Origin of the sequence: Streptomyces sp. NBC_00083 (assembly GCF_026343295.1) — a bacterium.
Lineage (GTDB): Bacteria > Actinomycetota > Actinomycetes > Streptomycetales > Streptomycetaceae > Streptomyces.
In genome coordinates, this window is sequence record NZ_JAPELY010000001.1 from 1,815,511 (window position 1) to 1,829,132 (window position 13,622).

The window sequence follows — 13,622 nt, forward strand, 5'->3', positions numbered from 1 at the left end:
TGCGGGGGGCGGGAGTCGACGGTGTCCTACCGGCGGCCCCGCCTCACTCGCCGCTCCCCGGGGCGTACGTGCCGAAGCTCCACACGTTGCCCTCCGCGTCTCTCGCCATGTAGTCCCGCGAGCCGTAGTCCTGATCGGTGGGCTCCATCAGGATCTCCACGCCCTGCTCCGCGGCGCGCTTGTGGTGCGCGTCGACATCGGTCACCACCACGTAGACGCCGACCGGGCCCGCGTCGGCCATCGTCTGTGCGAACAGGCCCGCGCGGCCCTTCGAGCCGAGCATCACCACACCCGTCCCATAGGACAGCTCGGCGTGCATCACGCTGCCGTCCTCCGCCTCGTACGCGCACACCTCCGTGAAGCCGAAGGCGTCCTTGAGCTGGCGGATCGCCGCTTTCGCGTCGCTGTAGAGAATCGTCGGGTACATGCTCATGCCGATCGCTCCTTCCCCGTACAAACCGCTGAGTGTGACCTGGATCTCAGTCTTGCACCCGGCACTGACAACGCCATCCGGCGCCGGGGCTCAGCGCGCGAAGGTGTTGCAGCGGGCCATGTCGCCGGTCCGGTAGCCGGTGTAGAACCACTGCTGGCGCTGCTGCGCCGAGCCGTGGGTCCAGGTCTCCGGAGTGACCCGGCCCTGGAACTTCTCCTGGATCCGGTCGTCGCCGACCGCGGCCGCCGCGTCCAGGCCGTCCTTGATGTCCTGGTCGGTCAGCTGCGTGATGAGCGGGCGGCCGGTCGCCTTGTCCGGGGTCGTCGTCGCGTGGTGCGCCCACACCCCGGCGTAGCAGTCGGCCTGCAGCTCCACCCGCACGGCGTTGCTGCCCGCGCCCTGCTGCCCGTCCTGCGACTTCTGCAGGGTGCCCATCAGGTTCTGGATGTGGTGGCCGTACTCGTGCGCCACCACGTACGCCTGCGCGAACGGGCCGCCGCTGGAGCCGAACTTGGTCCGCAGCTCGTCGAAGAAGCCCAGGTCGAGGTAGACCTGCCGGTCGCCGGGGCAGTAGAAGGGGCCGACCGCCGAAGTGGCCGTCCCGCACGCGGTGTTGACGCGGCCGGTGAAGAAGACCGTCCGCGCGGGGGAGTACCGGCCGCCGCGCCGCGGGAACTCCTGCCCCCAGTAGTCCTGGACGCTGTTGACCACCGCGACGATCCGGCAGTCCTCCTTGGTGTTGGCGTCCGCGCCGGTACGGCAGCTCTGGCTGACCTGCGCCTGCGACGACGAGCTCGCGCCCGGCGCGGTGTCGCCCGACGACAGCCCCAGCTGCTCGGGACCCACCCCGAAGAACAGGCCGAGGAGCAGCGCGATGACACCGACGATCCCGCCGCCGATGGTCGCCCGGCCGCCCGGGATCCGGCCGCCGCCGCGCGCGTCATTGACCTCCGACGTGTCCAGGTCGGCGTCGTCGTCGAACTGCATGGGCGCACCACCCTGTTGTCCACCGGGGCCGCCGCCCGGGGCCACCCCGCGTATCCGAGAGATCACCCCGAGTATTGACCAGCTCATTGCGGTACGCCCGTTTTGACGCGTCGGCCGATACGCTCGGCGCGTCATGGACCGGACCCGCCTCGCACTGACCGCAGTCGCCGCCGTTCTCGCCCTGCCGCTGGTCACCGCGGCCCAGCACACCCGCCCGGCCCCGTACGGCGACCGCTTCGCGACCTTCGCCGCACCCGGCGCCCCGGCCGCGGGGCCCGTGGGGGTACGGATCCGGGGCGCGGCCGTCGAGGCGTACGACAGGGTCACCGGGGCGCGGGAGTGGGCGTACACCCGAGGGGACAGCAGGCCGCTCGCCCTGCGCCGGGCCCCCGGACACGCCGTCGCCCTGTGGGCCGACGGCATCGTGACCGACACCGACACCGACACCGACATCGCAGGCACCCGCACCGGCACCCGTACGAAGACCGGCAAGGGCCCGGACGCCCCCCGGCGCCGGGTCCGCTGGCACCGGGCGGTGCCCGGACTCGGCGCCTGGCTGGCGGGGCGGCCCGAGCGCGCCGCCGGGGTGCTCCAAGTGCTCGACCCCGGCGCCCGCATGATCGCCGTCGTCACCCCCGAGCGGGTCAGCGCGTTCCGGACCGCCGACGGCGACCTGCGCTGGCTGCTCGCCGCCCGCGAGGGCTGCGCCTTCGACCCGGCGCGCACCGCGCACACCAGAGGCGTCCTGCTGCTGGCCCGGCCCTGCCATGACCGGGACTCCTGGAGCCGGCATCTGGCCGCCGTCGACGGCCTCGGCCAGATCACCGAGGGGCGCACCCCGCTCGGCAACGACCTCCCAGGTGAGCGGCGTGCGGACGGGGGCGGAAACCGGGTTGCACCGCCCAGTTAGAATTGACCCCATGGCAATTCTCCTTGTGCATTAGGCGGCGTCGACCTCCACGCCCTGCCGTCGCCCGACACCGCCCTTCCAAGGACGCGCTTCGCGCGGCGCCTCTTGCCGTCCCGTCCGCCGTCCATACCGCCTGGAGTCTTTCCGTGATCACCGCCACCGGCATCGAGCTGCGCGCCGGCGCCCGAGTCCTCATCGAGTCCGCTTCCTTCCGTGTCGCCAAGGGCGACCGCATCGGCCTGGTCGGCCGCAACGGAGCGGGCAAGACCACCCTCACCAAGTGCCTGGCGGGCGAGGGCATCCCCGCCGCCGGCACCATCACGCGCTCGGGCGAGGTCGGCTATCTGCCGCAGGACCCGCGCACCGGCGACCTCGACGTGCTCGCCCGCGACCGCGTCCTGTCCGCCCGCGGCCTCGACGAAGTCCTGCGCAAGATGCGCGAGAACGAGGAGCGCATGGCGAACGGCAAGGGCGCCACGCGCGAGAAGGCGATGAAGAAGTACGAGCGCCTGGAGACCGAGTTCCTCACCAAGGGCGGGTACGCCGCCGAGGCCGAGGCCGCCACCATCGCCGCCGCGCTCGGCCTGCCCGACCGGGTCCTCGGCCAGCCGCTGCACACCCTCTCCGGTGGTCAGCGCCGCCGCATCGAGCTCGCCCGCATCCTCTTCTCGGACGCCGACACCCTGCTCCTCGACGAGCCGACCAACCACCTCGACGCCGACTCCATCGTCTGGCTGCGGGACTATCTGAAGACGTACCGCGGCGGCTTCATCGTGATCTCCCACGACGTCGACCTCGTCGAGACGGTCGTCAACAAGGTCTTCTACCTGGACGCCAACCGCTCCCAGATCGACGTCTACAACATGGGCTGGAAGCTCTACCAGCAGCAGCGCGAGGCCGACGAGAAGCGCCGCAAGCGCGAGCGCCAGAACGCCGAGAAGAAGGCCGCGGCCCTCAACTCGCAGGCCGACAAGATGCGCGCCAAGGCCACCAAGACCGTCGCCGCGCAGAACATGGCCAAGCGCGCCGAGCGGCTGCTGTCCGGCCTCGAAGCGGTCCGCGTCTCCGACAAGGTCGCCAAGCTGCGCTTCCCCGAGCCCGCGCCCTGCGGCAAGACGCCGCTGACCGCCGAGGGCCTGTCGAAGTCGTACGGCTCCCTCGAGATCTTCACCGATGTCGACCTGGCCATCGACAAGGGCTCCCGCGTCGTCATCCTCGGCCTCAACGGCGCCGGCAAGACGACCCTGCTGCGGCTGCTCGCCGGGGCCGAGAAGGCGGACACCGGCGAGGTCACCCCGGGCCACGGCCTCAAGATGGGCTACTACGCGCAGGAGCACGAGACGCTCGACCCGGAGCGGACGGTCCTGGAGAACATGCGCTCCTCGGCGCCCGACCTGGACCTGGTCGAGGTGCGCAAGACGCTCGGCTCGTTCCTCTTCTCCGGCGACGACGTGGACAAGCCGGCCGGCGTCCTGTCCGGCGGCGAGAAGACCCGTCTCGCCCTGGCCACGCTCGTCGTGTCGTCCGCCAACGTGCTGCTGCTCGACGAGCCCACCAACAACCTCGACCCCGCGAGCCGCGAGGAGATCCTCGGCGCGCTGCGTACGTACAAGGGCGCGGTCGTCCTGGTCACCCACGACGAGGGCGCCGTCGAGGCGCTCCAGCCGGAGCGGATCATCCTGCTGCCGGACGGCGTGGAGGACCTGTGGGGCCCGGACTACGCGGACCTGGTCGCGCTCGCCTGACCGTGGTTCCGGCGCGGCTTCCGCGCATGATCCATCCACTGATCCACTTCCTCTGGATCATTCGGCTTACGCGTGATCCTCAATCTGAGTGAGTGCGTCTCGTACCCCGGTGTGTCAGGCGCCGGATCAAGGTCCGTCCCCCGTGGGACGGGCCTTTTTCCGTATGTGACCCGGAACACAGCGCTGACCTGGCGCTTCGTCTCGACTTTCGGGCCGGGATATGTCCAAGGGCAGGTGGAATGCGATATTCCGCGCGGCCCGGACGGCGTCCACGCCCCCAAGGTTGTTGCACGGACCTTGCCGAATGGGTGGCCAGGAAGCGCGAGAGGGGTGATCATGAGAAGTCCAGAGCGCACTTCCCATGAGGAGGCACGGGTGGCCGAGACTCTGAAGAAGGGCAGCCGGGTAACCGGCGCCGCGCGCGACAAGCTCGCGGCAGACCTGAAGAAGAAGTACGACTCCGGTGCGAGCATCCGGGCGCTGGCCGAGGAAACCGGCCGGTCCTACGGGTTCGTCCACCGGATGCTCAGCGAGTCCGGGGTCACTCTCCGTGGACGCGGCGGAGCGACACGGGGCAAGAAGACCGCCTCGGCCTGACCGAGGCGGTCCCGGGCAGCTCCTGTGGCCCACCGGTTGCGGTGGTGGCCACCCGGTCGGCTCTGCGGTCGACCGGGTGGTTACTGTGCAGTCACTTAATGACCGCCGAGGCGGTCGTTCCCTGACGGCCACCCATCCGGAGGCGCCCCATGGCTACGCCCGCATCCGCACTCGACGTATTCGACAAGGACGGTGTCCGGCTCTCCGTCGATGACGCGGTCGCCACCGTGAGCCTGACCAATCCGGCCAAGCGCAACGCTCAGTCTCCCGCTCTGTGGCGGGCGTTGGCGGAGGCCGGACGGTCGCTTCCGGGCAGTGTCCGCGTCGTCGTGCTGCGCGGAGAGGGCAAGTCCTTCTCCGCCGGCCTCGACCGCCAGGCCTTCACCCCCGAAGGCTTCGACGGCGAGCCCTCCTTCCTCGACCTCGCGCGCGGCTCCGACCAGGAGCTCGACGCGGTCATCGCCGAGTACCAGGAAGCGTTCACCTGGTGGCGCCGCAACGACATCGTGTCGATCGCGGCCGTCCAGGGCCACGCGATCGGTGCCGGTTTCCAGCTCGCCCTCGCCTGCGACCTCCGGGTCGTCGCGCAGGACGTGCAGTTCGCCATGCGCGAGACCAGCCTCGGTCTCGTCCCCGACCTCACCGGCACCCACCCGCTCGTCGGGCTCGTCGGGTACGCCCGCGCGCTCGAAATCTGCGCCACGGGCCGGTTCGTCGGGGCCGAGGAGGCCGAGCGCACCGGCCTCGCCAACCTCGCCGTGCCCGCCGACGAACTCGACTCGGCCGTACGGGACTTGGCGGGCGCCCTGCTCGCCGCGCCCCGCGACGCCGTGGTCGAGACGAAGGCCCTGCTGCGGGGCGCCGCCGGCCGGGGCTACGAGGACCAGCGCCTCGCCGAGCGCGCCGCCCAGGCCCGCCGCCTGCGCGACCTGGCCGGCCTCGCGGACTGACCCGGTCCCGACCCGGGGCCCGTCCGGCCTGTGCCTCCTGCGGGGCCGCGCGTCAGCCCACCCAGGTGATCAGAACCGCCACCGAGGCCGCCTCGGGGACGTCCCGGCGTACCTCCGCCCGGACCGCCCGCGCGACCTCCAGCGGGTGGTGGAGCGGGGCCGTGGCCAGTTCCAGGCGGATGTGGCCCTCCGTGGTGTGCACCGGCGGGCCCAGCTCGGCGGTGAGCCGGGCCACCCCGGGCGTCGTGTACGCGGCGGTCGCCGCCACCGAGTCCGGCCGGTCCGCTGGGCCGGGCGGGGGACCGCCGTCCGGGGGATCCGGCAGTTCGTCCAGGAGCGCCGACACCTCGACGTCGACGTCCGACACGACGAGCCCGAGCCGGTCCCGCGCCGCCGTGAACAGGGCTTCGCGCACCGCCGCCGCGAGCTCCGGCAGCGGCCGGCCGCCCAGCGCCGCGAGCTCCGCCGCGACGCGCAGCGGACCCGGGTCCAGCGCGGACGGCGGCGCGGGCACCGCCGGTTCCCCGGCGGCGCCGGGGTCGGCCGGGGCGAGCCGGAGCGCCGTCACGGCGCACCCCGGCACCGCCGCCGCGGCGGCCCCGAGCACCGACACCGCGGCCCGCTCCGTGATCCACGCGCCGTCCTCACGACCGCCGAGGGCGAGCAGCCGGCCGAGGCCCAGCCGACGACGTACCGCGGCACTCCATCCATCACCCGTCATGCCCCCAGCCTGCCGCATCGCGGGCGCGAGTCGGGGCAACCGCACTTAATGTGGGCATTGGAGTCCAAGGTCGAAGGGACGAACGGTCATGAGCGAAAGCGAACAGCGCAACCGGCCCGGTGCACCTGCCAATGACCCGGCCGGTGGCTCGGCCGACCAGGCCAGGAAGCCGTCCACCGTCAAGCGCGGCGGCGGCGACCCGGCGGGGCGCGGCCGCACCACGATCGCCGACGGCGTGGTCGAGAAGATCGCGGGCCTCGCGGCCCGCGACGTCGTGGGTGTCCATGCGATGGGCAGCGGCCTGTCCCGCACGTTCGGCGCGGTCAGGGACCGGGTGCCGGGCGGCAACAAGTCGGGTGTCACCCGCGGCGTGAAGGCCGAGGTGGGCGAGGTGCAGACCGCGCTCGACCTGGAGATCGTCGTGGACTACGGCGTGTCCATCGCCGAGGTCGCCCGCGACGTCCGCGAGAACGTGATCTCCGCCGTGGAGCGGATGACCGGGCTCGAAGTCGTCGAGGTCAACATCGCGGTGAGCGATGTGAAGCTGCCCGACGAGGAGGACGACGAGCCGGACTCCCGGCTCCAGTGACCCCCATGGCCCAACCGGGCCACACCTCTCCACTTCTCCGCACCGACTGCTGACGGGTCGGGATTCATGGGACCGAGGAGCTCAGCATGAGCATGGCGGTGGTTGGCCTGATGGCCGGCATGGCGCTCGGATTCGCCGGATATTTCGGCGGGTTCGGGGCGTTCCTGCTGATCGCGGCGTTGGGCGCGATCGGTTTCGTGGCGGGCCGGTTCCTGGACGGTGACCTCGAACCCGGCGACTTCTTCCGCCCGCGCGACCGCGGCGACCGGCGGCGCTGACCGATGGCGGTGGCCGGACGGATCGAGCCCGCCGAGCGCGGCGCCACCAAGATCGCCGACCGGGTCGTGGCGAAGATCGCCGCCCAGGCGGCGCGGGAGGCGCTCGGCGAGGTCCCGGCGGGCGGTGCGCCGCCGCGCGCCGATGTCGCCGTGCACCAGGACGCGGCCCGGGTCCGGGTCAGTGTCGAGCTCGGCTACCCCGGCGACCTCGGCGGCCAGTGCCGCGCGGTGCGTCACCAAGTCGCCGAGCGGGTAAGGGCGTTGGCGGGGATGGAAGTCCCCGAAGTGGCGGTGCAGATCGAGCGTCTGCACGCGGCGGACGCGCGCACGGCGAACCGGGGGAGGATCCGATGAGCCACCCGCAGGAAGGCGAGGACGGCACACAGCGGCTGCCCGTCATCGAGCAGGGCGACGGGCCGGGCCACGGCCCCGGCCTCGACCAGGCCGTCTCGGCCGCCGGGTACGACGCGGTGCCGGTCCTCGCCGACGGCGAGGGCGGCAGGGCCGGGCGCTTCTGGTCGGTCCGCCGGGTGCCGTCCGCGTTGCTCGCGCTGGTGATCCTGGCCGGGGCCGGGCTGCTGCTCTACGACGTCGCCGCGGTGCGCGCCCACCGCTCCGCGATGAGCTGGCGGGTGCGGCTCGCCGACTGGCTGGCCACCCACCCCGTCGACGATGTGGCGGTCCTCGCCGGCGCCGCCGCCGTGGCGGCCATCGGCATCTGGCTCGTCGTGCTCGCCGTCACCCCGGGGCTGCGGAGCATCCTGCCGATGCGGCGCCCCTCGCCCGCCGTGCACGCCGGGCTCGACCGGGCCGCGGCGGCGCTCGTGCTGCGGGACCGTGCGATGGAGGTGTCCGGCATCCAGTCGGCGCGGGTCCGCATGGGCCGCCGCCGCGTCGTGGTGCGCGCCCATTCGCACTTCCGTGAACTCGACGACGTACGGGCCGACTTGGACGCGGCGCTCGGCGCCGGGATCCGGGAGCTCGGCCTGGCCGGGCCGCCCGGACTCGCGGTGCGGGTGAACCGCCCGGTACGGAAGGGCTGAGCCATGCTGCGAACGGTCAACCGGGTAGTGCTCGGCCTCGTCGGCCTCGTGCTGTTCCTCGCGGGCGGCGCGGTGCTCGCCGCCGGGTTCGGCGCCCCCGTGCCGTCGTGGTGGCCCTGGGCCACCCGGCACGAGGTGCTCCTGAGCCGGTACCGGCGCCACCACTGGCGCGAGCAGGACTGGTGGTGGCCGGTGGTCATCGCCGTCCTCGCGCTGCTCGTACTGCTCGCCCTGTGGTGGCTGTTCGCGCAGCTGCGCCGGGCCCGGCTGGCCGAGGTCCTGGTGGACTCCGGCGACGGCGAGGGCGCGCTGCTGCGGGGCCGCGCCCTCGAAGCGGTGCTCGCGGGCGAGGCGGAGACGCTGGACGGGGTGGCGCGGGCGCAGGCCGTCCTGGTCGGCAAGCGGACCGCGCCGGCCGCGCGCGTGGCCATGCTCCTGGAACCGCACGCCCAGCCGGCCGCCGCCCTCGTCCACCTCGACGGGCAGGCCCTCGCTCACGCGCGGGACTCGGCGGGGCTCGCGGAGCTGCCCGCCGAGGTCCGGCTGCGCGCGGTCAAACACCGCGCCCGGCGCGTGAGCTGAGCGGGCCGCCCCGGCTCAGAAGCCGTGCCGTGCCCCGCCGTCCACCGGCACCATGATGCCGGTGAGGTACGAGGCGGCGGGGGAGAGCAGGAAGGCCGCCGTGCGGCCGAACTCCTCCGGGGTGCCGTAGCGGCGCAGCGGGATCCGCGCCTCATTGGCCGCGCGGGTCGCCTCCGCGTCCCCGGACAGCTCGTCCAGCTGGCGGACCCGGTCCGTGTCGATCCGGGCCGGCAGGAGCCCCACGACACGGATGCCGCGCGGCCCCAGCTCGTCGGCGAGCGACTTGGCGAACCCGGCGAGCCCGGGGCGCAGCCCGTTGGAGAGGGTCAGGCCCGGGATCGGCTCGTGCACGGAGCCGGAGAGCACGAAGCCGATCACCCCGCCCTCGTCGAGCTCCCCGGCGGCCGTGCGCGCGATGCGGACCGCGCCGAGGAACACCGACTCGAAGGCCGACTGCCACTGCTCGTCGGTGTTGTCCGCGACGAAGCCCGGCGCCGGGCCGCCCACGCTGATCAGGAGGCCGTCGAAGCGCCCGAAGTGCTCGCGGGCGGCGGCGACGAGCCGTCCCGCCGACGCCGGGTCGGCGTTGTCGGAGACCACCGGCAGCGCGCCGGGGCCGAGTTCGGCGGCGGCCTCCTTCAGCGTCTTCTCGTCGCGGCCGGTGATGACCGCCTTCGCGCCGTCCGCGACGAGCGCGCGGGCGGCGGCCAGGCCGAGGCCGCGGGAGGCGCCGGTCACTACGTACACACGGTCCTTCAGTCCAAGATCCATGGACCTATCCTGCCTCGTCGCCGCAGTCCGGCTCCAGCGCGCAGGCGGTGGCGACGAGACCGATGTGGCTGAAGGCCTGCGGGAAGTTGCCGAGCTGCCGGCCGGCCACCGGGTCGTACTCCTCGGCGAGCAGCCCCACGTCGTTGCGGAGGGTGAGGAGCCGCTCGAACATCTCCCGCGCCTCCTTCTCACGGCCGATCAGACGCAGCGCGTCCGCCATCCAGAACGAGCAGACCAGGAAGGTGCCCTCGTCGCCCGGCAGACCGTCCACGTCGGCGGCTTCCCCGTCGGTGCTGTAGCGGCGTACGAACCCGCCCTGGCCCAGCTCCGCCTGGATCGCCTCGACGGTGCCGACCACGCGGGGGTCGTCCGCGGGGAGGAAGCCGACGCGCGGGATGAGCAGGGTCGCCGCGTCCAGCTCCGCGGAGCCGTACGCCTGCGTGAAGGTGTTGCGGACCGGGTCGAAGCCCTTCTCGCACACCTCCTGGTGCACCGCGTCCCGCATCCGCCGCCAGCGGTCCGCGTCGCCGCGCAGGGCGGGCTCCTCCTCCAGGGTGCGCACCGCGCGGTCGGCCGCCACCCACGCCATCACCTTGGAGTGGACGAAGTGCCGGCGCGGCCCGCGCACCTCCCACAGGCCCTCGTCCGGCTCCCGCCACCGCTCCTCCAGGAAGCCGAGCAGGCTGAGCTGGATGTTCCAGGCGTGTGCCTCGCTCTTGAGCCCGGCCCGGCGCGCCAGATACAGCGAGTCGACGACCTCCCCGTACACATCGAGCTGCAGCTGGTCGACGGCGGCGTTGCCGATCCGGACCGGCGCCGACCCGAAGTGGCCTTTCAGCCAGGGTAGTTCACTCTCCGGAAGCCTGCGTTCGCCGGCGATCCCGTACATGATCTGGAGGTCGGCCGGGTCGCCCGCGACGGCGCGCAGCAGCCAGTCCCGCCACTGCGCGGCCTCGTCGAGGTAGCCCGCGGAGAGCAGCGATTCGAGGGTGAGGGTGGAGTCGCGCAGCCAGCAGTAGCGGTAGTCCCAGTTGCGGATGCCGCCGATCTCCTCGGGCAGCGAGGTGGTGGGCGCCGCCACGATGCCGCCGGTGGGCGCGTAGGTGAGGGCCTTGAGGGTGATGAGGGAGCGCATCACGGCGTCCCGGTAGGGCCCCTGGTAGCGGCAGCGCCCCGCCCACTCCCGCCAGTCGGCGAGGGACTGCTCCAGGGACTCGTAGGGGTCGATGAGGTCGGGGCGCGGCTCGTGCGAGGCGTGCCAGGTGAGGACGAAGGCGACCTTCTCGCCCTCGCCGACCGTGAACGACGAGCGGGTGCTCATGTCCTGGCCCCACGTCTCGACCTCGGGGTCGCTGCGCAGCCACGCCGAGTCGGGTCCAGCGATCGCGACCCGGTGCCCGTCAGAGCGCCGCATCCAGGGCACCACATGGCCGTGGTCGAAGCGGAGCCGCAGGACGGAGCCCATCTCGACGGTGCCGCTGACGCCCTCCACGATGCGGACGACATCGGGGGCGACATCGCGCTGCGGCATGAAGTCGATGACCTTCACCGTGCCGGTGCGGGTCTCCCAGTAGGTCTCGAGGACGAGCGAGTCGTCCGCGTAGGCGCGCCGGGAACACTGGCCCGCCCGGCCGGCCTCGACGGGGGCGATCCGCCAGTGGCCGTTGTCCTCGTCGCCGAGCAGCGCCGCGAAACAGGCGGCGGAGTCGAAGCGGGGCAGGCAGAGCCAGTCGACTGATCCGTCGCGGCCGACGAGGGCGGCGGTCTGCAGATCGCCGATGAGGGCGTAGTCCTCGATGCGCTGTGTACGTTGGGTCACGCCAAGGCGTGTTCCCGGCCAGACAAATTGCTAAGCAGCGCGGGCTCCCGCACCACTCCCCGCTAGGCGGCCGCGTGCTCCGGCACCACCGCGGGCTCGGCCTTCGCGGCCTCGCGGTCCTGCTTCTCCCGGCGTACGAGGATGAACCAGCCGACCGGCACCGCGGCGGAGAACAGCCACCACTGAACGGCGTACGCCATGTGCGGGCCGATGGAGCTGTCGTCGGGGGCCGGGATCAGTTCGGGCGAGTCGTCCGGCGGTTCGGGCGCGGTCTGCTCGATGTAGCCGCCGAGCACCGGACGGCCGAGCGCCTTGGTCTGCTGGGCGCTGCTGATCAGCATGACCTGCCGGGGCGGCAGGCCCTTGACGTCCTTGATGCCGCTGGCCGCGGTCGTCTGGTCGGCCATCAGACGGCCGGTGATGGTGACCTTGCCGCGGGGCGGCGGCGGGATCTTGGGGAAGTCCAGCTGGTTGCCGTTGTCGGCGATCCAGCCCCGGTTGACCAGCACGGTGGGACCGTCGGCGAGGACGAACGGGGTGAGCACGTGGTAGCCGACCCGGCCGTCGGCCGCGGTCCTGCGCCGCACGACGACCTCGTCGGCGGTGTCCCAGGTGCCGGTGGCGCTGACCTTGCGCCAGTAGTCCGAGCGCGGCACGGTGTGGCCCGGCGAGGTCAGCTCGGTCACCGCGACCGGCTGCGCCTTCAGGTTGTCGGCGATCAGGGTGTTCTGGGCGACCTTGTGCTCATGGCGGTGCAGTTGCCAGAAGCCCAGCTCGATCATCGTGGGGATGAGAGCCAGGGCCAGAAGGGTGACGAGCACCCACTGCCGGGACAACAGGAAGCGGTACACCCCATGACCGTACAACTCGGGCCATGGGGTGCGCTGAGTGGGGTGGGGGAGCGCAGGGGTCAGACTTTGTCGACGATGCCCGCCTTTCCCTCCGCGCGGGCGCAGTGCGCCCCGCAGAACCATGAGCCCTCGACCTCGACCCCCTGGCCGATGATCTGGACCCGGCAGTGCTCACAGATGGGCGCCATGCGGTGGATGGCGCACGAGAAGCAGTCGAAGACGTGCACCGCCCCCTGCGCGTGCACCTCGAAGGACATCCCGTAGTCGTTTCCGCAGACCTCGCAACGTGCCATGCGCCACAGGGTGGAGGGTGCGCGGCGCGCGCCGTGGGCGCCGCGCCCGGCACTCACCCGTCTGCCGGTGTCACGTCCCGGAGCAACTGGGTGAAGGCGGCCTCGTCGACGACGGGCGTGCCGAACGACTTCGCCTTGACCGTCTTGGAGGTGGCCGAGTCGGGGTCGTTGGTGACGAGCAGGCTGGTGAGGCGCGAGACGCTCGTCGCCACGTGGAGCCCCGCCTCGACGGCCCGGTCCTCCAGGAGCTCCCGGTCGACGGAGGTGTCCCCGGAGAACGCGACCCGCATGCCCTGCTGCAGCGGCCGGTCCGGCTCGTACCGCCCCGGGTTGGGGTGCGGGCAGGCGGGCCGCTTGCGCGAGGCCCGCCAGGTGCCCGATCCGCCCCGGTATGAGGCCTGGTAGCCGATACGCGGCGTGGCCGGCGTGTCCGTCCACTCGGTGAGCGGCCGGCATTCGAGGAGCGGGAGGCGCACCCCGCCGGCGGCCGCCGCGTGCAGGCTCGGCCGGAACGCCTCCGCCAGCACCCGCGCGTCGTCGAGCGCGTGGTGGGCGCGCTGCTGCACGACGCCGAAGTGCGCGGCGAGCGACTCCAGCTTGTGGTTGGGGAGCGGGAGCGCCAGCTCCTTGGAGAGCGCGATGGTGCACAGCCGCTGCTTGACCGGCGCGGTGCGCGTGGCCCGCGCGTACTCCCGCGCGATCATCTGCCAGTCGAAGATCGCGTTGTGCGCGACCAGGACCCGGCCGTCGAGCCGCGCCGCGAACTCCTCGGCGATCTCCGGGAAGAGCGGGGCGCCTTCGAGCACATCGCTGGTGAGCCCGTGGATCCACACCGGGCCCGGGTCGCGCTCGGGGTTGACCAGCGTGTACCAGTGGTCCTCGACGTTGCCCTGCGCGTCGAGCCGGTAGACGGCAGCCGAGATTATCCGGTCGTCGCGGGCGAGGCCGGTGGTCTCCACGTCGACGACCGCGTACCCCGGTGGGTAGGCGGCCGGCCACGTCGCTGCTGTCGTCAGGTCGTCGAGCATGGTCACAGAGAATACGGGGCCGCAC

At 72.8% G+C, this 13,622-nt stretch carries 17 protein-coding genes; 9 read left to right on the plus strand and 8 right to left on the minus strand.

Features of this window, described 5'->3' with window-relative positions:
• Positions 1-43: 43 nt before the first annotated feature.
• Both OOJ98_RS07885 and OOJ98_RS07890 read right to left on the minus strand, forming a co-directional pair.
• On the minus strand, positions 44-433 hold the full coding sequence (locus OOJ98_RS07885) for a VOC family protein (RefSeq protein ID WP_267053902.1): 390 nt from the start codon (positions 431-433) through the stop codon (positions 44-46).
• A gap of 90 nt (positions 434-523) precedes the next feature.
• Complete coding sequence (locus OOJ98_RS07890) at positions 524-1,420, minus strand: neutral zinc metallopeptidase (RefSeq protein WP_267053903.1); 897 nt, start codon at positions 1,418-1,420, stop codon at positions 524-526.
• A gap of 133 nt (positions 1,421-1,553) precedes the next feature.
• Here OOJ98_RS07890 and OOJ98_RS07895 point away from each other — a divergent pair, with 133 nt between their 5' ends.
• The 4 genes from OOJ98_RS07895 (at position 1,554) to OOJ98_RS07910 (ending at position 5,622) form a co-directional block, all read left to right on the plus strand.
• Positions 1,554-2,330 (plus strand): hypothetical protein, encoded by a 777-nt coding sequence (locus OOJ98_RS07895; RefSeq protein ID WP_267053904.1) that lies wholly within the window; start codon positions 1,554-1,556, stop codon positions 2,328-2,330.
• A 146-nt stretch (positions 2,331-2,476) separates the two neighbouring features.
• Positions 2,477-4,075: an ABC-F family ATP-binding cassette domain-containing protein gene (locus OOJ98_RS07900; protein ID WP_267053905.1), complete on the plus strand. Its 1,599-nt coding sequence runs from the start codon at positions 2,477-2,479 to the stop codon at positions 4,073-4,075.
• A gap of 375 nt (positions 4,076-4,450) precedes the next feature.
• On the plus strand, positions 4,451-4,672 hold the full coding sequence (locus OOJ98_RS07905; protein ID WP_005477683.1) for a helix-turn-helix domain-containing protein: 222 nt from the start codon (positions 4,451-4,453) through the stop codon (positions 4,670-4,672).
• Between the two features lie 149 nt (positions 4,673-4,821).
• Entirely contained in the window at positions 4,822-5,622 is an 801-nt protein-coding gene (locus OOJ98_RS07910) for an enoyl-CoA hydratase/isomerase family protein (protein ID WP_267053906.1), read from the plus strand.
• Positions 5,623-5,674: 52 nt separating this feature from the next.
• Here the strand turns inward: OOJ98_RS07910 and OOJ98_RS07915 are convergent, their stop codons facing one another.
• A complete protein-coding gene (locus tag OOJ98_RS07915) occupies positions 5,675-6,343 on the minus strand; it encodes a hypothetical protein (protein WP_267053907.1) in 669 nt (222 codons plus the stop codon).
• Between the two features lie 88 nt (positions 6,344-6,431).
• Between OOJ98_RS07915 and OOJ98_RS07920 the strand changes: the two genes are divergently transcribed.
• From OOJ98_RS07920 to amaP, 5 genes are all read left to right on the plus strand, one after another.
• Positions 6,432-6,932 (plus strand): Asp23/Gls24 family envelope stress response protein, encoded by a 501-nt coding sequence (locus tag OOJ98_RS07920; protein WP_267053908.1) that lies wholly within the window; start codon positions 6,432-6,434, stop codon positions 6,930-6,932.
• A gap of 86 nt (positions 6,933-7,018) precedes the next feature.
• On the plus strand, positions 7,019-7,210 hold the full coding sequence (locus tag OOJ98_RS07925; RefSeq protein ID WP_267053909.1) for a hypothetical protein: 192 nt from the start codon (positions 7,019-7,021) through the stop codon (positions 7,208-7,210).
• Between the two features lie 3 nt (positions 7,211-7,213).
• Positions 7,214-7,564, plus strand: coding sequence for an iron-sulfur cluster assembly protein (locus OOJ98_RS07930; protein WP_267053910.1), 351 nt, complete (start codon positions 7,214-7,216; stop codon positions 7,562-7,564).
• Complete coding sequence (locus tag OOJ98_RS07935) at positions 7,561-8,253, plus strand: DUF6286 domain-containing protein (RefSeq protein WP_267053911.1); 693 nt, start codon at positions 7,561-7,563, stop codon at positions 8,251-8,253. The genes OOJ98_RS07930 and OOJ98_RS07935 overlap by 4 nt, the downstream gene beginning before the upstream one ends.
• 3 nt (positions 8,254-8,256) lie before the next feature.
• Positions 8,257-8,835 carry an alkaline shock response membrane anchor protein AmaP gene (amaP, locus tag OOJ98_RS07940; RefSeq protein ID WP_267053912.1) on the plus strand — a complete coding sequence of 193 codons (579 nt, stop codon included), beginning with the start codon at positions 8,257-8,259 and terminating at the stop codon, positions 8,833-8,835.
• A gap of 15 nt (positions 8,836-8,850) precedes the next feature.
• On the opposite strand, the gene OOJ98_RS07945 is transcribed toward amaP, so the two are convergent.
• The 5 genes from OOJ98_RS07945 to OOJ98_RS07965 form a co-directional block, all read right to left on the minus strand.
• Entirely contained in the window at positions 8,851-9,606 is a 756-nt protein-coding gene (locus OOJ98_RS07945) for an SDR family oxidoreductase (protein ID WP_267053913.1), read from the minus strand.
• A gap of 4 nt (positions 9,607-9,610) precedes the next feature.
• Complete coding sequence (locus tag OOJ98_RS07950; RefSeq protein ID WP_267053914.1) at positions 9,611-11,425, minus strand: glycoside hydrolase family 15 protein; 1,815 nt, start codon at positions 11,423-11,425, stop codon at positions 9,611-9,613.
• A gap of 62 nt (positions 11,426-11,487) precedes the next feature.
• Positions 11,488-12,276: an SURF1 family protein gene (locus OOJ98_RS07955; protein ID WP_267053915.1), complete on the minus strand. Its 789-nt coding sequence runs from the start codon at positions 12,274-12,276 to the stop codon at positions 11,488-11,490.
• Between the two features lie 59 nt (positions 12,277-12,335).
• A complete protein-coding gene (locus OOJ98_RS07960) occupies positions 12,336-12,569 on the minus strand; it encodes a hypothetical protein (protein WP_100574681.1) in 234 nt (77 codons plus the stop codon).
• 53 nt (positions 12,570-12,622) lie between these two features.
• On the minus strand, positions 12,623-13,603 hold the full coding sequence (locus tag OOJ98_RS07965; protein ID WP_267053916.1) for a DEDDh family exonuclease: 981 nt from the start codon (positions 13,601-13,603) through the stop codon (positions 12,623-12,625).
• Between the last annotated feature and the right edge of the window lie 19 nt (positions 13,604-13,622).